We start from the raw sequence: 21,099 nt of genomic DNA on the forward strand, positions 1-21,099 counted from the left end.
CCATTCAGGATCGCCAAATCATTCGCCATAAGGTATGAGTCACTCATAATGCCGCTTAATCTAAATCGTTGTGGGTCACTAACCATACTTGCCGTAATACAGTACCATTCGCGTTACTGCTTAGTGACAGCGCACTTAACGGCGGCAATTCGCAACTGCTTGGTATAGGCGGTTTGTAGGTATTAGCCACGGATACGTCTACCCACACGTCGCGTCCCACCGCTTTTCCAGTATATAAGGCCTTGTCCGCAAGCGTAATGGTTTCAAGCCAAGACCATTGATTCGGAAACGCTGGGCACAGTGGGAAGGGCACGCTCCCCAGGGTACAAGTAACATGAATAGGGTCGCCATTTTCAATGGGCACTGGCACAGAAGAGATGGAGTTTTGAATACTGGCCGCCATCGTCGCACTGCGCTCTCTAGAAGAATGCCGCACCACTAAAAGGAATTCCTCGCCACCCCAACGCACCACATAGTCATCTTCACGTGCCACATCGCTCAAGCGTTTTGCTACCTCTATAAGGATTTGATCGCCCACGTGATGACCATACACATCGTTCACCTTTTTAAAGTGATCGATATCAATAAGGAAAAACAGTATGTCACTGCCCTCAATGGCTGTGGCTGAGTGCGACTTTTCGTAATCCGCTATCGCCTTGTTACCATCTTTTTCCATTGCCGATTCAGTGAAGCGTCTGTTATACACTTGGGTGAGCGGGTCGGTATGACTTGCTTTAAGCAGAGCATCACTTTTCTCTTTCAATTTTTCAGAGGTGGCCTCTAAGCTTTCCGTTCTAAGCCTAACTTGCTCCAGCAAGTACGCTTCTCGCTGCTTTAATCGGCGAGTTCGCAAGGCAATAAGCAGAGCGATTGCACTGAGAGCAAGGACCACATAAACAAGTTTTGCCCACAACGTTTGATACCAATATGGTGAAACCACCACATTACTCGCCGTTGATGGAGACCATTGAGACCATAGCGTGGGTCTGTTCTGGACAATAAATTGATAGTCACCAGGAGGAATCTGGGTATAGCTTGCAATTCGATTATGCTGCTCAGAATAATTCCAGTCGTTCTCTAGTCCCTTCAACATGTAGCGATATTGTGACGTTGCGGCGTGAAAGTAATCTAAATTTGTAAAGTGAATGCGAAGCTTATTATCATTGGCGGGTACGTGTATTGGCGTACTTTCACTTTGGCCTAGCAGCGGGTGGCTCAATACGCGCTCTCCCACCTGCGTAGAGGCGAACACCACAGGGTGAATAGTGTCAGTTTCGTCAAATTTGTGGGTGTCGATGAGGGTAACGCCACCACTGCCACCCATGAGCAACATGCCATCGTCTCGTATCGCAGACGCGCCGCGATAATAGGGGGCAAACAAACGTTTATCTTTTCCCTGTATGGCTCTTGCATGGGACTGCCCTGCCTCGATAACACTGATCCCATCGCGGCTGCCTACCCAAATTCGCCCATAGCTATCTGCTTGAAGGCTTCTTACTACATTGTCGGTAAGCCCGTTTAAATGATTGAAATGAACCGCTGGGGCGCTAGGGTTGGCTAAATCGATGCCAATCAGCCCTTCGCCTTCGGTAGCCACCCATAGCTGGTTATTTCCATCAACTAAGAGATCTGAAATAAACCCAACTCTGACCTCTTTATTTTTCGTTTCAACGTGGGTAAGTTGTCGAATCAACCCACCTTGAATGTCTATCCAATTCAGCCCATTCCACGTGCCCACCACCAAGTTACCATTGCGCAACCTCACCAACGCAGAAATGCGTCTATCTGTTAACGTATCGGCAATGTGATTTTCATTACTTAACTCGCCTGTTTTCGACCTTGTGAATTTCCAAAGTCCATCGGTGCCACCAGCAAAAAAGGTTTTTTGATCAACAACTAACAACGTACCTGTATACGCGTTACTATCACGCACTTGCAAAGAAAGCTTAGATAACTCCCCTTCGTGATACTGGTAAATGCCCCAATTACTGCCTATTAATGCCCCTCGATGTGGTGTAATGGCGATGGCTTCAATCGCTCCTACCGGCAATGCATTTGGGTTTTCTACGGATTGCACAGGAATATGTTCGTTAATTCCCCTATCGGGGTGAGCAATATCCACCCCATTTTTGGCTAGCCCCAACCATACTTTGTTGGTTTCAGTGGCGATTGCTTTTACGTGCTGATCACTGATGCCGTTAACAGCGCCTATATCACCGTAAATACTCTTTATACTTTCTTGCTGAGGATTAAATAAGCTGGCGCCGTTGCTAGTCGCAATCCAGAGATAGCCCTTAGGAGAAACATAGATTTGCCATATTTCGTCATTAATCACACTTTCTGCGTACAATCGATTGTGTGTTATGCGCTTTACCTCACCTGAGTTAAGGGAATAACTAAGTATTCCTTGCCCAAAGGTGCCTATCCAAATCTGTGTTTCACTCACTTGGGCAATATCAAAAATCCATTCTCCGTTAAACAGAGGAAGCGACACTTTGGCAACACGACCATCAGAAGCTATGTGAAATAGCCCATCTCGTGGCGTGCCAAACCAAAGTTCACCGTTTGACACCAATCCGAGGGTGGAGATTCGCTGAGAGTGAGGCAGATGATGAGATAAGTCTACCGCTTTAAAGTCATTCGCATCGTGCGCTTTAACGTAAAGACCATCACTGGACGCAACCCAAGTTCGATTTTCTTCATCCACCACCATATCAAAAATACGCAGCTCGGCCGTTTTATTCGGGTTCACTAAAGAAAAGGTTTCCAGCGCAGACGTGTCGGTGTCTAGTCGGCTGATGCCGTTGCTATGCGTAAACCACACACTGTGTAATGAAGGCGAATAAATAGCATAAGAAATAGACGTGAGCGCGTTAGGAAGATGTAGGGAGTGAGCTTCACGTGAAAGCGGATTAAATTGCACCAGGCCAGATGAGGTAACTAACAAAAATTGGCGCTGGATATACGTCGAAATACTGTGCACAGACACGGTTTTTCCGTTTACCTTCACAGGCACGGCTGTGAAGGAACTGCCATCGTATCGGTACATTCCGTTTTGAGTGAGAAACCAACTAAAACCAAGAGCATCTTCTTCAATTGCGGTGATTTTCCCGAAAGGAAGCCCTTGCTGATGGCCAAAGTTAGTGAAGGTCTCATGGTGCCAAGACCACTGAGATTCAGCGCTGCCATAGCCTATGAAGCTAAAAAATAAAAAGGCAGCAAATACAATTGCTGATAAAGGCTTTGCAAAGTAGTACATAGGCAAAGAGCGACACGCCGCGTTGTTATTATAATTAATGGAGATAACAATGAATGCTATCGCCTTACCTATCGCTTAGCTACTCTTTTTTAATGCCAAGCCCCGCTTGGTAAAGCGCATTTTTCTTTAGTTGATAGTGTTCGGCCACTACCGCGGCAGCTTTTTTAAGGGGCATGTGTTCGCACAAACGCTCAAGTAACGCCATGGCTTCTGGAGGAATAGCGGTTAAATCCACCTGCGCGGGGGAAATCATGACCACAAACTCCCCTTTTTGATGCGCGGCATCCGCGTGTAAGTAGGCCATAACATCGTCGGCAGTGCCGCTGACGTAGGTTTCAAACGTTTTACTGATTTCTTTAGCGATAACAATATGCCTGTTCCCCAGCACCCTGGCGATATCGCTCACGGTTGACACGATTCGTCTAGGCGCTTCGTAAAACACACTTGTACACGTTCGCCCTTTAAGCTGAGACAACAGGTTATCTTTAGCTTGCGCTTTTACAGGTAAAAAACCTTCAAAAATAAATCTGTCGGTGGGCAGGCCAGAAGCGCTTAGCGCTGTAATGGCAGCACATGGGCCCGGCAACGCGATAACAGGAATTCCCTCTTCACGGCATTTCCTCACCAAGATAAAACCAGGATCGCTGATTAATGGTGTACCCGCATCACTGATTAACGCCACAGACTCACCGTCTTTTAATCTATGACAAAGCATCGCCGTGCGCTTATCTTCATTATGATCGTGAAGGGACAAGGTTCGTGTGGGTATGCTGAAGTGTTGTAACAATCTGGCACTATGACGGGTGTCTTCCGCCGCAATCCAATCAACACTGTTTAGAACCTCAATAGCGCGAGCGCTTATGTCGTCAAGGTTGCCTATGGGCGTTGGCACGATAAATAAAGTTGCAAAATCTGTCATAAAAACGGTCGAATTTTTTAAATATTAACGAAAGTGTACCACGCCATTAGGCCAGTTTATGATTGCAAACGTAGATTTTCATTGTGGTTAAGATAAACTTGCTGCTTAACGTAGTAAAAGGAATGGAACTGTGGGCACCATTGGACATCGTAATAAAGGTTTTATTTTCGCAACAGCAGCCAGCCTTTCGCTGCTGATGGGCTGTGGCAGCACGCCAAAACCGGTAGCAAAAACACCTGTAGTTACCCCCCCAAAACCCGTCGACGTCCAGGCGAATCAACCTGTTACTCCTGAACATAAGCTGCTTGAAGCGAAAAAAGTGTGGCAGGGTCAAAAAGATAAAGATGCACGGGACAGCCTATTGCTAGATGCAGCAGCGCTCTATATACAGCAAGAAGATACCTTACTTGCCCAGCAAGTGCTGATTGAATTAAGACAAGACGGCATAGCGCCCTCGCTTCACGATAGATATGCCTTGCTGCTTGCAAAGGCCTATATCAATAATCGTTCTGCTGACCCAGCCAAGTTGCATCATCTGCTTGAAGGTTTGAGCACTTCTACGTCGAAAAAAGCGGAAATTCAGACCACATTATTTGCCAAGCAAGGAATGTGGGCCGATGCTGCCAATGCACTCTTAAGAACAAATGCGTCTGCCGAGGTCAAGGTTGAACAGGTGTGGACGTGGGTTAAACAACTCGACGAAACGGCGCTCCAAAAAGCAGATAGGCAATTTCCAGCATTGCGCCCCTTTATCTCGTTGAGAAACTTAACCCATGAATATGCGCAATCCTCAGTTTCCTTACAAGAAGGGCTAAAAGCGTTTCAACGGACCTACCCTGGCCACATGTTAGCCACTCATTTGCCTAAAGATGTGATGCAAGCCCACGCCCTTAGCCAGCCAGACTTGCAAGAAATCGCCGTATTCCTGCCGTTAAGTGGGCGTTTAGCGTCAACCGGTGAAGCCGTGAAAGACGGTATTATGGCCGCCTATTATGAGCAATTAACCATTCAAGGCGAAAACAGCAATTTACCAGCATTACGTTTTATCGACACCCTGGGTAAATCGCCACAAGCGCTGGTTTCTGAGCTAGGAGAAGCCAAGTTTATTGTGGGCCCGTTATTGAAAGAAACCGTTGAATCACTGATTCCTGTTTTGCCTGCAAACGTTAACATGCTTGCCCTTAATAGAGTGGAGCCATCGCTAGCACCTTCTACTCAACCCCAGCTATCCCCATCGGACGTATCAGTAAACAGCAGTGCACAAGATGCCCCCCTGCATCAGGAAGTACGCTATTTTGGTTTAGCACCGGAGGATGAAGCTGAACAACTGGCAAATTTTATATTTAACAAAGGATTAAGAGCGCCCATTGTAGTTGCTGCACAAAGTAGTTTGTACGAGCGCATGCACGATGCGTTTAAAGATCGTTGGTTTGCCCTACATAAGCAGAAAGGTACCCGGGCACACGTGACTACGGTGACCTTCAACGACAGCAGCTCATTACGTGAAGGTATTACCCAAGCCCTGGATGTGGCGCAGAGTAATAAACGTATTAACCAGATTGAGTATATGGTTAATGAAGACGTCTATAACATGCCGCGCAGCCGACGAGACATTGACGCAATTATTGCCTTTGCATCGCCACAAGATACAGAACTGCTCAACCCTATAATCGAAGCCAGCTTGAATCCCTATGATGGAAAACAGGTTCCTGTCTATGCCACGTCACGCTCAATGGATTACGACAGTGGCAAAAATCAATGGCGAGATTTACAGAACGTGCGTTTTATAGATATGCCATGGATGATGCCAACACACCAGTGGCAGGCTTTGGCGGCTACCACTGACACGGTTTGGCCCAACCGAACCACCATGCAAAACCGATTATTCGCCTTTGGGTTCGACGCCTATAACTTGCTGCCTCAATTAGGCATGTTAACCGTGTTACCTTACTTGAAATACGAAGGCTTAACTGGTGAATTGCAAATAAACGACAGTGGTGAAGTGAAGCGCCAACTACCTCAAGCCGTAATCAACAACGAACGTGTACAGATGCTTATGGAGTAACATTTATGTCAACAGTGCAAGGGAATGCAGCAGAAGAACGCGCCGTCTCCTTTCTGGAGGAACAAGGCTTATCTTTGTGTTGTCGTAATTACCGAACCCGTAGAGGTGAACTGGATATTGTCATGCAGGACGGCGAGACCATTGTCTGTGTTGAAGTAAAGTACAGAAAATCTCGCCAGTTTGGTCAAGCTGTAGATTTTGTGACCGTTAAAAAATTACAACGGATTCAAGCTGCGTTTGCCTTCTATTTGTTAGATAATAACCTCAATCCAGCGTCTACCCCCCTGCGAATAGACGTTATCGCTATTGATGGAGATAACCTTCAATGGCTTAAAAACATCGGTTGAATTTTTTAAAGCGCGTGACATTCATTGCTAAGCGCTAATAGCATTACTCTAGTGTTGTAACGCACAGACAAAGCAGGTTCAGCCGTTTGCCTATTAAGAGAAGAAGTATGATTGAACAAATTAAAGCGAATTTCACAGAGAGTATTCAAACCAAAATTGCCGCCTCTGAAATCTTGCCTGAATCCATAGAGAAAGCAGCTTCTATGATGGTTGAAGCGCTTATTCGTGGAAATAAAATTTTAAGTTGTGGTAACGGCGGTTCTGCAGGAGATGCTCAACACTTCTCATCTGAAATGCTTAATCGTTACGAAAGAGATCGCCCAAGTTTACCGGCAATAGCGCTGAGTACTGACACGTCCACAATCACCTCAATTGCGAATGATTATAGCTATGACGAAATTTTTGCTAAGCAAGTTCGTGCGCTAGGTCAGCCTGGTGACATTCTACTGGCCATTTCTACCAGCGGAAACTCACGCAACGTCATTGCTGCCATGGAAGCGGCGCTATCTCGTGACATGACCATTGTCGCCCTTACGGGTAAAGACGGCGGAGAAATGGCAGGGTTCTTAAGCGAGCACGATGTGGAAATTCGTGTCCCTTCTAACCGTACTGCACGAATTCAAGAAGTCCATCTGTTGGTTATTCACAATTTATGTGAATGCATTGATGACAGTTTGTTCCCAGCCGATCACGGAGACGAATAAGGCCATAATGAAACAAAAGCACAGTAAACTATTCGGGCTTATTGCCGCTTTAATCGTGATGACCCAACTTCAAGGTTGTGTTGCCGCGATTGGTGCGGCGGGCGCCATGGCAGCAAAAGTTGCCAATGACAGACGCACGGTAGGCACGCAACTTGACGATCAAAATGCCAATCGTGCAGTGGCCTATCAATGGGCTAAAAGTGACGAGCTTAAGGCCAGAGCAAACCTGCAAGTTGACGTATATAACGGCGTTGCCCTACTTACTGGGCAAGCTCCCACTCAAGCACTCATCGATGAAGCGGTAAAACGTGCACAAGACGTCAGTTATATTAAGAAAATTCACAACCAAATTCGATTAGGTGAGCCTATTGGTGCTGGCACTCAGGCCAATGACATCTGGCTTGCCTCAAAAGTAAGAACCAAAATTATTGCTGACGAGCGCGTCCCCGCCTTGCAAATTAAAGTGATTGTCCAAGATTCAGAAGTATTTCTTATGGGCCGTTTATCCAACTTAGAAGCAACTACCGCGGTGGATATTGCGCGCAATGTTACCGGCGTAGCTCGTGTAGTACGTGCATTTGAGATTATTTAATCGAGAATTAGCAACGGCCCTTTTAGTTGCAGGGGCCTTGTTCATGGAAATTTTGGATGCGACCGTCATTACCACTGCGCTACCGGTTATTGCCGCCGATTTCGGTGTACCGGCTGCCCACCTTTCCATTGGTGTCTCTGCTTACCTCGTTGCTGTCACCCTCTTTATTCCGTTAAGCGGCTACGTTGCCGACAAGTTTGGTGCACGGACCATTTTTATTGCTGCAATAGGGGTATTTACCCTTGCATCCGTGCTTTGCGGGTTAAGCACTACCCTAGTAGAATTTACCTTATCGCGTATTCTGCAGGGCGTGGGTGGCGCCATGATGGTGCCCGTAGGGCGACTGGTCGTATTGCGTGACTTACCTAAAGAAAAACTGGTAAAAACCGTAGCGATTATTACTTGGCCTGCACTAAGTGCGCCGCTATTGGGGCCTGTGCTCGGCGGCTACATAGCCACGCATTTCAGCTGGCAGTGGATTTTCTACATGAATATTCCACTGGGTTTACTTGCTATTATCGCCTCGCTTTATTTACTAAAAAATACCAAAGGTGACGTAGGCAAATTTGATATTAAAGGCTTTTTGCTCACCGGCATTGGCTTTGCGCTTTTTATGGCAGGCATTGAGTTTCTTGCCAGCACCAGCGATAAACTGATGCAGTCGCTAAGCATTGTACTCGTTGGTTTAGTGCTGATGGCACTCGCAATACGGCACGTAAAGAAAGCCCCAACCCCATTGTTTTCATTTGACGCCATGCAGCACAAAACATTCAGGTTATCTGTGTATGGCGGCTCGGTAGTACGCATTGCGCTAGGCAGTGCGCCGTTTTTAGTCCCTCTTATGTTACAGCTTGGCTTGGGCTACTCTCCGGTGGAGGCTGGTTCGCTGTTACTGTGGCTTTTTGCTGGCAACTTGGCGATAAAGCCTGCAACCACGTGGATCATGAATACCTTCGGGTTTAAGCGTGTACTTGTGGTCAATGGCGTGCTCATCGCGCTTGGGTTTGTTGCGCTTGCTTTCGTCAACCACCAAACTTCTTTATTCACCATTGCCGCTATTTTATTTGCAAATGGCGTAACCCGATCAACGCACCTAACGCTGTTAAACACCATTGCTTTTGCTGATGTGCCCACTCATAAAATGCGCGACGCTAATACCTTAGGCGCTATACTAATGCAAATGAACCGAGGCCTAGGTATTACCCTCTCGGCACTGGCCATTGCGGCCGCCTCATTTTTATTAGGTCAAAGTGCCGATACCCCCACCCTCACAACGTTCACTATGGCAATGCTATTTATGAGCGTGCTGGCACTGGTGAGTATTACCGATAGCCTCATGCTTTCAAAAGAAGACGGCGTCTCTGTATTAAACAAACGTAAAGCGAAAAAAGCCCGTCAATCTTAAGGCAACAGTCTTTTCCTATGCAATTTTATGCCAATGAAAAAAATAAGCCGGTCATATGACCGGCTTATTAATGAGCAATAAAAAACAACTTGGTATTAGAATTCTGTTGAGAACCTTACACCAAACTCACTGGCGTCATTGCTAAGCACTTGAATAATGTAGTCACCGGTATTTAAGCGGGCATTATCATAACGCTCGTCAAAAATATTGCGGCCATAGAGTGCCACCGTGTATGCGTCATCTGCTGGCGTATATGCAATATCAACATTCACTAGCTCTCGACTATCTAGCTCAGTCTGACGGCTTGCCAGTGATGATGGCTCACCATACATGTCTGAACGATAAGAGTAGTCAGCACGTACGCGGATAGAGTCACCGCCTTCAAGATCGAAGGTGTAAGATGGCCCTATAGCAAGTGTTAGGTCTGGCGTTAAAGGCGCAACTGGCTTGTAGCCATCTTGCTCATCCACATCCACATCCATATAGCCAACACTCGCCATCATGCTAAAGTTACCGTAGTTAAAGGTAGTGTCTAGCTCAATACCACGAGAGGTTTGCGTAACAATTTGGTTATCGGTTTCAAACCCATTTTCTGTCACTTTACTCACCTGATACGGTAAGTCATCAAAGTCGGTATTGAATACTGCTACGCTGACGTCGAAATATTCATTTACACGACCTTTAATCCCGACTTCGTAGTTAACCGCAGTGATATTGTCTGAGGCAACGAAACATTCGATGTTACCAAACAAACAGTAAGGTCTCGCAGGATACTGACCAGACTGGTAGCCTGATTGAATTGTCGCGTAACCTGTCATGCCATTTTCAAAAGTATAATTAGAGGCAATTTCCCACGTAACTTCATCCCAGTTATCGCTTGAATAAACCGTACCTATTGCTTCTGAAACACTGGCTGACGCATCTTTCTCATCTTCGGTATAACGCAGGCCACCCGATAGGCTAAGCTCATCAGTCAAGTCTCGGCGTACATTCACATACACCGCTTTTGATGTTGTTTCCTGGTCAAGTTCCAATAAATTGGACCATGTATTGTAGCTAGAATCCTCGCCCTGACGATTTTTGCCTTCTTCATTAAAATAATACAAACCGGCAACAAAGTCGGTGTATTCATTGATGTAACCATTTAACTGAAGCTCTATAGAGGTTTGATCTGCTTCACCACGCTCAGGATAGTGATCCAGGCTATAAATAGTGCCATCGTCATCTAAACCCGCTTTATATTTTGAAGAACGGGTACTTGCAACTAACTTCAGCGTATAGTCGTCGTTCATGTCCCATTCTGTGGTAAGCGCTAAACCGCGAGCTTCGTTAGACACGCCGGTAACGGCTTCTTCACCGGTTGCGTTGTCGTAAATGTCGTAGCCTTCTGGCGTCACATCCGTATTACGCAGCGCAACACCTAACGGGTTATCCCCGCCGTAATAACGATCTGATTGCAATTCATCAATTAGCACAGTGTAAGGGCGCAGGCCACCGTCACCATTATTGCCATCGGCAGTCAGTACCATACGAAAGTCATTCGATGGTTCCCATTTAACGGATAAACGACCCGACACATCTTCGGTTTCGCCTACATCATACTCAGCGTCAGGCACATTAATAAACTCGCCTAGGCCATCACGTTTATTAAACGCCATATTCATATTGAAAGACAGCGTGTCTGTTAAACCATGATTAACAAACAAATCTGCTTTTACGCGGCCTCGCGTACCAAATTCAGTGTTGATTTTGGTTAAATCACCTTGATCTGGCTCTTTGGTAATAATGTTGATAGCACCACCAATAGAGTTACGTCCGTACAAAGTCCCCTGGGGGCCACGAAGCACTTCAATACGCTCTATATTATTTAAACTCCAGTTTTGGCCAACTTGGCGGCCTAGGTAAACGCCATCAACGTACACGCTTACACCTGGGTCTGTGGTGATAAGGTGGTCTTGCAGACCAATACCACGAATAAACGGGTTAACAGAAGAAGTATGACCGGCAGAAAAGCCTGTTACATTCAAGTTAGGTACAAATTTACCTACATCGGTAAGGTCGCTAATGCCTTGTTCAGCAAGTTTATCGCCATCAAATGCACTAATAGCAATGGGAACTTCATAGATAACTTGCGGGCGTTTAGTCGCAGTAACGGTAATAGCTTCAAACTTTTGTTCTTCAGCTGCGTCAGCGTCTTGAGCAATAACAGGGTTTGAGAAAACGGGAACGGTGAGGGCTACTGCTAGTGCCACAGGGGAGAGCCTACTGGCAAGTGTCTTAGACACATCAGTATTGGTGATCATGTATAACCTCTTTACGTGAGTGTTAGGTGTAAAATTATTGTATTTTTAGGCTGCTTCAGATTCTTCTATGGAACCTTAAAACCCAATAAACTCACGAATAGAACGCCACTACGACTAATGGCTTGCCGAACTGGCTAAGAGACTGACAAATACTCCATGTTCTTAAAGCTAAATATCACCACGTCCCTGCTTTATGAACAAAAATACCAGCCTTCGTCTACTCTTAAGTCATTATTGAGCCTGAAGACTGGAAAGCTATAATACTGACAAGGTACTAATTTGCCTAGATATTTATTACAGAACTGTCATATTTTGAACAAAAACCAGACTAATTGGTTAAAATATAAAGAAATTATTTTTAAAAAAACTTAACGGTAAAACAGTGCTTTTTTCTTAAATGATTACTTTTCAATCACTTCTATCAAGATTACCGTTCCTTTTCAAATCACGCAAATACCTAAGCGGAGCGACCCCGCCTCCAAATACTAGAAGCAACCGCAATAAAGAAGATTCGGCGAAATAGGCGGGATAGAAAAAAAGCACAATCAAGATAATGCAGGTTATCAAAGAGCAAACAATATCTATATTAATGCGTGTGATAAAATTGCCCATGTGTTACTCCCTACGCATAGCTCTAATTTGTCTGGTTGTTAAATGATTTGAAATTGGACCAGATTCACTAATGCTAACATTACCTTGAAAATCGTAATACTGACCCATACCCCATTGAGCTATTGCGGCCGCGAGAATGTTTCCGCCACTAGCTATGCCCACAAAAGTACTTACCATGATTTGTTGAGTCTCTCGGTCAAGTGATCCGCCACTAACGTTTATCATTTTGGTTGGCGTTAATATTTCCATGTGTTTCTCCTAATAGTGATATTGATAAAAAGCCCTTGTCGTAAATTATTAAATCGCTTTCAGCACGCAAATTAAACTGTACCTTTGGCGGTTTTTTACACTCCCTCTCCAACAATATGTCGACAATAAACATTTCATTTCCATTTTTTATTTCTTATTAGCCAAAATAACGATAATATTGTCGACAATTAGCGCAAGTGTTCTATTGGAATTCATCTCGTGATCAGTAAAGAAACTATTGTTACATCGGCTGATAAAACCTTTTTACAGTTAAGAACAGACATCGTAGAAGGGATTATTCCTGCCGGTAGTAAACTCAGTGAAACTGAATTGTCGACAAAGTACGCCGTTAGTCGCGCAGTCATTCGTGAGGCCATTAACCGTTTAACCAGTTGTCACCTTGTGGAACGTAAAGCTAACGTAGGTGCCCGTGTGGTTGCACTGTCACCTGAAGGCCTTATTCAGCTGTATCAAGTGCGCGAAGCGTTAGAGGGTATGGCCGCCCGCTTAGCCGCTCGCTATATGAGTGATGATGAAATTGCCGACATGCAAGCGCTGCTTGATAGCCATTTCGACAAAGTGAAAGACAGCCACAGCTATTATCAAGAAGCCGGTGATGTCGACTTTCACTACCGAATTGTCACTGGCAGCAAAAACGATCACCTTATTAGCGTGCTTATTGATGGGCTCTACCATTTAGTTCGTATGTACCGCGTACAGCTTGGTATGGCAGGACCACGGGTAAGTACGGCGTTTGATGAGCATAGACACATTGTTAACGCCATTGCCAATCGCGACGAAGAGTTAGCAGAAATGCTCATGCGTCGCCACATTCTTTATTCAAAAAATAATATCGAGAAGAAGCTCAACAATGACTAATACCCATAAGGCTTCTCCTTACCTTTTACACCTCTACCCTACTTTCAATTAAGCGAGTGATTATCATGAGTGCAGGAAAGAAATTCAGAACCGCGTTAGAGAATAACAAACCTCTTCAAATCGTAGGCACTATTAATGCCTACACGGCCATGATGGCGAAGGCCATTGGTCATCAAGCCATTTATCTTTCAGGTGGCGGCGTAGCTAACGCCTCGTATGGCTTGCCAGATTTAGGCATGACCTCGCTCAATGACGTGATTGCTGATGTTCAGCGCATCACCAGTGCGTGTGACCTACCGCTTATGGTGGATATCGACACAGGCTGGGGCGGAGCTTTTAACATCGCCAAAACCATCCGTGACATGGAAAAAGCAGGCGCAGCCGCTGTACATATGGAAGACCAAGTCGCACAAAAGCGCTGTGGTCACCGCCCTAATAAAGAAATTGTGAGTACAGCGGAAATGGTAGATCGCATTAAAGCCGCCGTTGATGCCAGAACCGACCCCGACTTTTTCATTATGGCGCGCACCGACGCATTCGCGCAAGAAGGCTTAGAAAAAGCCATTGAACGCGCAAAAGCCTACGTTGCAGCGGGCGCGGACGGTATTTTTGCAGAAGCAGTTCAAACTGAAGAACATTACCGTGCATTTGCAGAAGCCTTAGATGTACCGATTCTCGCCAATATCACTGAGTTCGGCAAAACCGAACTTTGGAATAAAGAAGAGTTGGGCGAATGGGGTGCTGATATGGTGCTTTACCCGCTAAGTGCGTTCCGCGCCATGAATAAAGCAGCAGAAATGGTGTACAAATCTATACTTGAAAATGGCGATCAAAAAGCGGTTGTCGACACCATGCAAACACGCATGGAGCTATACGATTACCTTGGCTACCACGAATACGAGCAAAAGCTAGATGCGCTATTTGCCGACGGCAAAAACTAAATAAATAAACGATTGCAGCTTGAAGTTGGCGAGCACGAGGATGCAGGGGTGAAGTACAGTTCCCTGCCCCTCTGAGGCATGGATGCCGAAGCGGAGCCCCCATGGATGGGTTTACGGCGTGGCAGGGAACTGTGCTTTGCTCCTGCAGCCAATGTGCCCGCCAACTTCAAGCGCCAAATGTCAAAGATATCACACTAAAAAGTACCTTACATATTATACAAGACCGGAGACAACAAGATGGCTAAACAGTTAAGTGGCGCGGGTTTACGCGGCCAAGTTGCAGGTAAAACAGCTTTATCAACGGTAGGTAAATCAGGTTCAGGTTTAACCTATCGCGGCTACGACGTGAAAGATTTAGCAGAAAAGTGTCAGTTTGAAGAAGTCGCTTATCTTATCTTAAAGGGTAACTTGCCAAATCAAGCTGAGCTTGATGACTATAAAACCAAACTTCGCGGTATGCGCGGTCTTCCTGACGCACTGAAAGACGTGCTTGAACGCATTCCTAAAAACGCCCACCCTATGGACGTGCTTCGCACTGGCTGTTCAATGCTAGGTAACCTTGAAATGGAAACTAGCTTTGATCAGCAGCAAGATGTGACGGATCGCATGTTAGCGTGCTTCCCAAGTATTATTTGTTACTGGTACCGCTTCTCACACGATGGTGTGCGCATTGATGTGGAAACCGATGACGACTCCATTGGCGGTCATTTCCTTCACATGCTTCACGGCGAAAAGCCAAGGGAGCTTCACGAACAAGTGATGCACGTGTCTCTCATTCTTTATGCCGAGCACGAGTTCAATGCGTCTACATTCACAGCCCGCGTATGTGCCTCTACCCTTTCTGATATGCATTCATGTGTAACCGGCGCGATTGGTTCTCTTCGTGGGCCACTTCACGGCGGTGCAAACGAAGCCGCAATGGAAATGATAGAAGGCTTCACGTCAGCCGATGACGCAGAAGAAAAAATGATGGGCATGCTAGAGCGCAAAGAGAAAATCATGGGCTTTGGTCATGCAATTTATTCCGAATGCGACCCGCGTAACGAAATTATTAAACAATGGTCTAAAAAGCTAGCGACCGATGTGGGCGATGAGGTGCTTTACCCTGTATCTGTGCGCTGTGAAGAAGTGATGTGGCGCGAGAAGAAACTATTTTGTAATGCAGACTTTTTCCACGCCTCTGCCTATAACTTCATGGGAATCCCTACGCCGCTGTTTACCCCAATATTCGTTATGTCTCGCCTTACAGGTTGGGCTGCACATGTAATGGAACAGCGCGCTGACAACCGTATTATTCGTCCATCGGCAGAATACACAGGCGAAGAATTGCGCCCTGTTCCTGCAATCAGCGAACGCTAAGAGAATAGGTGGTTTATGAATATTGATTACCGCAAACCGCTTCCTAACGCGGGTATCGATTTCTTCGATACCCGTGAAGCGGTTGATGCCATAGAACCAGGTGCATACGCCAAGCTGCCTTACACGTCACGTGTGTTGGCTGAAAACTTGGTGCGCAAATGCGACCCAGCCATGCTAAACGATTCACTTAAACAGCTTATTTACCGCAAGCGCGACTTGGACTTTCCGTGGTTTCCTGCTCGCGTAGTGTGTCACGATATCTTGGGTCAAACGGCACTGGTTGATTTAGCAGGTCTTCGGGATGCTATTGCAGCAAAAGGCGGCGATCCGGCGAAGGTGAACCCAGTAGTGCCAACGCAACTAATTGTGGATCACTCATTAGCTGTAGAGCACGCGGGCTTTGAAAAAGACGCCTTTGAAAAAAACCGCGCTATTGAAGACAGACGCAACGACGACCGTTTCCACTTTATCAACTGGACAAAAACCGCATTTAAAAACGTAGATGTTATTCCGCCCGGTAACGGCATTATGCACCAGATTAACTTGGAGCGTATGTCGCCGGTTATTCAAAACCGTGACGGCGTAGCCTTCCCCGACACTCTAGTAGGTACCGACAGCCACACGCCACACGTTGATGCACTCGGTGTTATTGCCGTGGGCGTTGGCGGCCTTGAAGCGGAAAGCGTGATGCTAGGCCGTGCTTCTTACCTGCGTTTGCCAGACATTGTAGGTGTTGAACTTACCGGCAAGCCACAGCCAGGTATTACGGCTACCGACATTGTATTAGCGCTGACTGAATTCTTACGTAAAGAGCGTGTGGTATCAGCTTATTTAGAATTCTATGGTGAAGGTGCATCCCACTTAACCCTTGGCGATCGGGCGACCATCTCTAACATGACACCAGAATATGGTGCCACTGCAGCCATGTTCTACATCGATCAGCAAACTATTGATTACTTGCGATTAACGGGTCGTGAAGAAAAGCAAATTGCGCTAGTGGAACAGTACGCTAAACACACTGGGCTTTGGGCCGATGACTTAGAAACCGCCGAGTACGAGCGGGTGCTTACATTCGACCTGTCTTCTGTTGGCCGTAATATGGCTGGCCCTTCTAACCCACACGCACGCTTACCTACCAGTGATTTGGAAAGCCGCGGTATTGCAGCGAAATGGGAAGAGGAAGACGGTAAAATGCCAGATGGCGCGGTGATTATCGCGGCTATCACTAGCTGTACTAATACGTCAAACCCGCGCAATGTTATTGCAGCAGGCCTACTTGCACGCAATGCCAACCAGCGCGGTTTAACCCGCAAACCTTGGGTGAAAAGCTCGCTGGCACCAGGCTCTAAAGCTGTTAAGTTATACCTTGAAGAAGCCAACTTAATGAGCGAGTTGGAAGACTTAGGTTTTGGGGTGGTGGCGTTTGCATGTACCACCTGTAACGGTATGAGTGGCGCGCTAGACCCTAAAATTCAGCAAGAAATTATCGACCGCGATTTATACGCCACGGCGGTATTGTCGGGCAATCGTAACTTCGATGGGCGTATTCACCCCTATGCGAAGCAAGCGTTTTTAGCATCACCCCCCTTGGTCGTTGCATATGCCATTGCCGGTACCATTCGCTTTGATATTGAAAAAGACGTGTTAGGCACCGATAAAGATGGCAACCCAGTAACGCTTAAAGATATCTGGCCAAGCGATGAAGAGATTGACGCTATTGTTACTCAATCTGTCAAGCCAGAGCATTTCAGAAAAGTGTACGAACCTATGTTCGACCTAAGTGTGGATTACGGTAAAGACATTAACCCGCTCTACGACTGGCGTGAAATGAGCACCTACATTCGCCGCCCGCCTTATTGGGAAGGCGCAATGGATGCCGAGCGCACAATGAAAGGTATGCGCCCGCTGGCCATTTTAGGTGACAACATCACCACCGATCACCTATCGCCTTCTAACGCCATTATGGCAAGCAGCGCTGCTGGGGAATACTTGGCAAAAATGGGGTTACCTGAGGAAGACTTCAACTCCTACGCCACCCACCGAGGCGATCACTTAACGGCGCAGCGCGCTACCCTTGCGAACCCCAAAGTGTTCAACGAAATGGTGCTGGAAAACGGCGAAATTAAGCAAGGTTCACTGGCCCGGGTTGAGCCCGAAGGCAAAGTCGTGCGCATGTGGGAAGCCATTGAAACCTATATGAACCGCAAACAGCCGCTGATCATTGTAGCGGGCGCTGATTACGGTCAGGGTTCATCCCGTGACTGGGCGGCCAAAGGCGTACGCCTTGCCGGTGTTGAAGTGATTGTGGCAGAAGGTTTCGAGCGTATTCACCGCACTAACCTTATTGGTATGGGCGTGTTGCCGCTTGAGTTTAAACCTGGCACAACCCGTAAAACCCTTGAGCTAGACGGTACAGAAACCTACGACGTAAGCGGAGAACCGTCGCCGGGCGCAACACTCACACTTGTCGTTAATCGCACCAACGGCGAGCAACTAGAAGTGCCCGTAACCTGTCGTTTAGATACAGGTGAAGAAGTCTCAATTTACAGCGCAGGCGGTGTACTACAACGCTTCGCCAAGGACTTCTTGGAAGCTGAAGCTAGCTGAATACGTAGAACGAACTTTTGGTGGGTGGAAGTCGTTTGTGATTTGCCCCCTTCCAGCCGCATGGATGCGGCTGGGGAGCGCACACGGACGTGTTCACCGCGAGTTTTAAATCACGAACAACCTTACTTCTCTCTAGATAAAATGGTTTTTTAATTTAAGAGGGCGTTGAGGCACCGTTGAAACCTTCGGGGCGCATGGACGCGCCCCGAGAGCCTACAGGGATGTATTTACGGCGTGTTTCAACGGTGCCTCAACGCTCTCATACCGAAGAAAGGGAAAAACATGACAAAGTATGCGCCACAACTTCGAGTACCGGCTACCTACATGCGTGGCGGTACCAGTAAAGGTGTGTTTTTTAACCTTATAGATTTGCCAGAAGCCGCACAAAAACCGGGGCCAGCCCGTGATGCGCTGCTTCTTCGGGTGATAGGTAGCCCAGACCCGTACGGTAAACAAACCGACGGTATGGGCGGTGCTACCTCTAGCACCAGTAAAACCGTGATTTTAAGTAAAAGCGAGCGTGAAGGATACGATGTAGACTACTTGTTTGGCCAAGTTGCCATCGACAAGCCTTTCGTAGATTGGAGCGGTAACTGCGGCAACTTAACCGCAGCCGTTGGCGCTTTTGCCATTAGCAATGGCCTGGTTGATGCCAGCAAAATTCCACAAAACGGTATTGCCACGGTAAATATTTGGCAGGCCAATATTAATAAAGCGATTATTGCTAACGTACCTATTACTGATGGCGACGTACAGGAAACTGGCGACTTTGAGCTTGATGGGGTGACCTTTCCTGCTGCAGAAGTCGAGGTTGCATTTGTGGACCCTGCCGATGGTGAGGGCGCGATATTCCCAACTGGACGTTTAGTCGACACCTTGGAAGTGCCGGGCGTGGGTAGCTTGCAGGCCACCATGATTAACGCAGGTATCCCTACTATTTTTATCAACGCTGAAGATATCGGTTACACAGGTACCGAACTGCAAGATGATATAAATAATGATGCCGAAGCACTTGGGAAATTTGAAGCTATTCGTGCACATGGCGCTGTGCAAATGGGTTTGATAAAAGATATTGGCGAAGCTGCAACGCGCCAACATACCCCCAAAGTGGCTTTTGTAGCACCGCCTAAAGGCTACAAAGCGTCTAGCGGCAAAGACATATTGGGCTCAGATATTGATGTACTCGTTCGCGCCCTGTCTATGGGTAAACTGCACCATGCGATGATGGGCACGGCAGCCGTTGCTATAGCTGCAGCAGCCGCTATTCCCGGCACGCTGGTTAATTTAGCGGCAGGTGGAGAAAACAGAGAGTCGGTTACCTTTGGCCATCCCTCTGGTACTTTACGGGTTGGCGCGAAAGCGACTTTTGATAATAACCAATGGCATATTCAACAAGCTGTCATGAGCCGAAGTGCACGAGTTTTAATGGAAGGCTGGGTACGTGTACCTCAAATTTAATGCTATATAAAAGGCAGGAATAACACGTAAGCACGCTGTTTATATAAGGAAAAGTATATTTAGACATAAGTATAAACTGTCGCCATAAGGGGGGCTTTTTTATTGTTAATTGGGTAGGATGCTCTGACAAATACACAGAGTAGTAGTCATGTATAAAGTTCTTGTTGTTGAAGACAGTTTAACCGTACGTAAAATTGTAAATAAGCTGATTGAGGATAATCCTCACTTTACCTGCGACCTATGCGAAAACTTATCTGAAGCACAACAAGCGCTGGAAAAAAGTCATGATTACCTGGTGGCCATTGTGGATTTAAACCTGCCGGATGCGCCGAATGGGGAGAGCGTAGAACTTGCACTTTCCCATAATGTCCCTACGGTGGTACTAACGGGTAATTTTGACGAATTTACACGTGCTCAATTGCTCGACCAAGGCGTATTAGATTACATAACTAAAGAGTCTCGCTACTCCTACCTACAAGTATTAAAGTTAGTTGATAGATTGCGTAAAAATCTATCTACCAAGGTACTTGTCGTCGAAGACTCTAAAACCAGTCGTAATCATATTTGCAGCTTACTGCGCAAATTTCATTTTCAGGTACATGAAGCCTCTGATGGTCTTGAAGCCCTGCAAGAGCTTGAACGTCATAGAGACATAAGAATGGTCATTGCCGATCACCGTATGCCTAATATGGATGGCTACGAGCTGATTAAAGCCATTCGACACGACCGTCGTTGGCAAGACTTGGTATTTATAGGCTTATCAGCCAATGGTGATAGTGTACTCACCTCTAAATTCATTAAAAGTGGCGCAAACGACTTTTTATCTAAGCCGTTTTATCACGAAGAGTTTTATTGCCGCGTGATGCAAAATTTAGAATCACAGGAAATGATTCAAACCATTAGAAATTCAGCGAATTTAGATCCGCTTACCCAGGTTTATAATCGTCGTTATTTAAATGAGCATGGTGAATCGCTTCTTAACCCTAAAACAGGACACGGCAAAGCCATAGTATCGATGATAGATGTCGACAACTTCAAAAGCGTTAATGATAACTTTGGCCACAAAACCGGCGATACCTTGCTAAAGGAATTTGCAACCCTACTCACTCACTTTTTTGCTGATGATCTCATAGTAAGATACGGTGGCGAAGAATTCACTGTCATTTCAGTGGGTGCGAGCAAATCCTTTTTTACGTCTTTATCAGAATTTATGGATGCAGTTCGCTCTACTCAGTTTACTCATCATAAATTAACGATCACTTGCAGTGTGGGAGTGTGTGCTGAACAGCAGTCAAACTTAGATGAACAGCTAGATATCGCTGATAGTCGTTTGTATTGCGCTAAACGGGCAGGAAAAAACCAAATTTTTGCCCGCGACATGCAACTCAAACATGGATAAA

General features: G+C 46.3%; 15 protein-coding genes. 11 read left to right on the plus strand and 4 right to left on the minus strand.

Annotated features, from left to right (window positions below; translation table 11 throughout):
* Positions 1–55: 55 nt before the first annotated feature.
* Positions 56–3,259, minus strand: coding sequence for a ligand-binding sensor domain-containing protein (locus tag EP13_RS14520; protein ID WP_044057916.1), 3,204 nt, complete (start codon positions 3,257–3,259; stop codon positions 56–58).
* A 79-nt stretch (positions 3,260–3,338) separates the two neighbouring features.
* The gene (gene rsmI / locus EP13_RS14525; protein ID WP_044057917.1) at positions 3,339–4,178 is read right to left on the minus strand and encodes a 16S rRNA (cytidine(1402)-2'-O)-methyltransferase; all 840 of its coding nucleotides are present in this window, start codon (positions 4,176–4,178) and stop codon (positions 3,339–3,341) included.
* A gap of 130 nt (positions 4,179–4,308) precedes the next feature.
* Here rsmI and EP13_RS14530 point away from each other — a divergent pair, with 130 nt between their 5' ends.
* From EP13_RS14530 to EP13_RS14550, 5 genes are all read left to right on the plus strand, one after another.
* Positions 4,309–6,243 (plus strand): penicillin-binding protein activator, encoded by a 1,935-nt coding sequence (locus EP13_RS14530; protein WP_052364429.1) that lies wholly within the window; start codon positions 4,309–4,311, stop codon positions 6,241–6,243.
* Positions 6,244–6,248: 5 nt separating this feature from the next.
* Positions 6,249–6,590 carry a YraN family protein gene (locus tag EP13_RS14535; RefSeq protein ID WP_044057918.1) on the plus strand — a complete coding sequence of 114 codons (342 nt, stop codon included), beginning with the start codon at positions 6,249–6,251 and terminating at the stop codon, positions 6,588–6,590.
* A gap of 107 nt (positions 6,591–6,697) precedes the next feature.
* Positions 6,698–7,294, plus strand: coding sequence for a phosphoheptose isomerase (locus EP13_RS14540; protein ID WP_044057919.1), 597 nt, complete (start codon positions 6,698–6,700; stop codon positions 7,292–7,294).
* Positions 7,295–7,301: 7 nt separating this feature from the next.
* Positions 7,302–7,886: a BON domain-containing protein gene (locus tag EP13_RS14545; protein ID WP_044057920.1), complete on the plus strand. Its 585-nt coding sequence runs from the start codon at positions 7,302–7,304 to the stop codon at positions 7,884–7,886.
* A 43-nt stretch (positions 7,887–7,929) separates the two neighbouring features.
* Complete coding sequence (locus tag EP13_RS14550; RefSeq protein WP_052364430.1) at positions 7,930–9,291, plus strand: MFS transporter; 1,362 nt, start codon at positions 7,930–7,932, stop codon at positions 9,289–9,291.
* A 95-nt stretch (positions 9,292–9,386) separates the two neighbouring features.
* Here the strand turns inward: EP13_RS14550 and EP13_RS14555 are convergent, their stop codons facing one another.
* Both EP13_RS14555 and EP13_RS14560 read right to left on the minus strand, forming a co-directional pair.
* Positions 9,387–11,594 (minus strand): TonB-dependent receptor, encoded by a 2,208-nt coding sequence (locus EP13_RS14555; RefSeq protein WP_044057921.1) that lies wholly within the window; start codon positions 11,592–11,594, stop codon positions 9,387–9,389.
* 615 nt (positions 11,595–12,209) lie between these two features.
* Positions 12,210–12,455 (minus strand): hypothetical protein, encoded by a 246-nt coding sequence (locus EP13_RS14560; RefSeq protein ID WP_044057922.1) that lies wholly within the window; start codon positions 12,453–12,455, stop codon positions 12,210–12,212.
* A gap of 219 nt (positions 12,456–12,674) precedes the next feature.
* On the opposite strand from EP13_RS14560, the gene EP13_RS14565 reads away from it, so the two are divergent.
* The 6 genes from EP13_RS14565 to EP13_RS14590 all read left to right on the plus strand — a co-directional run bounded on the left by EP13_RS14565 (position 12,675) and on the right by EP13_RS14590 (position 21,098).
* Entirely contained in the window at positions 12,675–13,334 is a 660-nt protein-coding gene (locus EP13_RS14565) for a GntR family transcriptional regulator (RefSeq protein WP_231401255.1), read from the plus strand.
* Between the two features lie 65 nt (positions 13,335–13,399).
* Positions 13,400–14,275, plus strand: a complete 876-nt coding sequence (gene prpB / locus EP13_RS14570) for a methylisocitrate lyase (RefSeq protein ID WP_044057924.1) — start codon at positions 13,400–13,402, stop codon at positions 14,273–14,275.
* Between the two features lie 237 nt (positions 14,276–14,512).
* Positions 14,513–15,634 carry a bifunctional 2-methylcitrate synthase/citrate synthase gene (prpC, locus tag EP13_RS14575; RefSeq protein ID WP_044057925.1) on the plus strand — a complete coding sequence of 374 codons (1,122 nt, stop codon included), beginning with the start codon at positions 14,513–14,515 and terminating at the stop codon, positions 15,632–15,634.
* A gap of 15 nt (positions 15,635–15,649) precedes the next feature.
* Positions 15,650–18,241, plus strand: a complete 2,592-nt coding sequence (gene acnD, locus EP13_RS14580; protein WP_044057926.1) for a Fe/S-dependent 2-methylisocitrate dehydratase AcnD — start codon at positions 15,650–15,652, stop codon at positions 18,239–18,241.
* 282 nt (positions 18,242–18,523) lie between these two features.
* The gene (gene prpF / locus EP13_RS14585) at positions 18,524–19,699 is read left to right on the plus strand and encodes a 2-methylaconitate cis-trans isomerase PrpF (RefSeq protein ID WP_044057927.1); all 1,176 of its coding nucleotides are present in this window, start codon (positions 18,524–18,526) and stop codon (positions 19,697–19,699) included.
* 148 nt (positions 19,700–19,847) lie between these two features.
* The gene (locus EP13_RS14590; RefSeq protein WP_044057928.1) at positions 19,848–21,098 is read left to right on the plus strand and encodes a diguanylate cyclase; all 1,251 of its coding nucleotides are present in this window, start codon (positions 19,848–19,850) and stop codon (positions 21,096–21,098) included.
* Position 21,099 lies beyond the last annotated feature (1 nt).

It is taken from the genome of Alteromonas australica (assembly GCF_000730385.1).
Lineage (GTDB): Bacteria > Pseudomonadota > Gammaproteobacteria > Enterobacterales > Alteromonadaceae > Alteromonas > Alteromonas australica.

Excerpts from the sequence above, each read along its gene's own strand:
- EP13_RS14520 (WP_044057916.1), bottom strand. The coding sequence starts at position 3,259 with ATGTACTACTTTGCAAAGCCTTTATCAGCAATTGTATTTGCTGCCTTT.
- rsmI (WP_044057917.1), bottom strand. The coding sequence starts at position 4,178 with ATGACAGATTTTGCAACTTTATTTATCGTGCCAACGCCCATAGGCAAC.
- EP13_RS14535 (WP_044057918.1), top strand. The coding sequence starts at position 6,249 with ATGTCAACAGTGCAAGGGAATGCAGCAGAAGAACGCGCCGTCTCCTTT.
- EP13_RS14540 (WP_044057919.1), top strand. The coding sequence starts at position 6,698 with ATGATTGAACAAATTAAAGCGAATTTCACAGAGAGTATTCAAACCAAA.
- EP13_RS14545 (WP_044057920.1), top strand. The coding sequence starts at position 7,302 with ATGAAACAAAAGCACAGTAAACTATTCGGGCTTATTGCCGCTTTAATC.
- EP13_RS14550 (WP_052364430.1), top strand. The coding sequence starts at position 7,930 with ATGGAAATTTTGGATGCGACCGTCATTACCACTGCGCTACCGGTTATT.
- EP13_RS14555 (WP_044057921.1), bottom strand. The coding sequence starts at position 11,594 with ATGATCACCAATACTGATGTGTCTAAGACACTTGCCAGTAGGCTCTCC.
- EP13_RS14560 (WP_044057922.1), bottom strand. The coding sequence starts at position 12,455 with ATGGAAATATTAACGCCAACCAAAATGATAAACGTTAGTGGCGGATCA.
- prpB (WP_044057924.1), top strand. The coding sequence starts at position 13,400 with ATGAGTGCAGGAAAGAAATTCAGAACCGCGTTAGAGAATAACAAACCT.
- prpC (WP_044057925.1), top strand. The coding sequence starts at position 14,513 with ATGGCTAAACAGTTAAGTGGCGCGGGTTTACGCGGCCAAGTTGCAGGT.
- acnD (WP_044057926.1), top strand. The coding sequence starts at position 15,650 with ATGAATATTGATTACCGCAAACCGCTTCCTAACGCGGGTATCGATTTC.
- prpF (WP_044057927.1), top strand. The coding sequence starts at position 18,524 with ATGACAAAGTATGCGCCACAACTTCGAGTACCGGCTACCTACATGCGT.
- EP13_RS14590 (WP_044057928.1), top strand. The coding sequence starts at position 19,848 with ATGTATAAAGTTCTTGTTGTTGAAGACAGTTTAACCGTACGTAAAATT.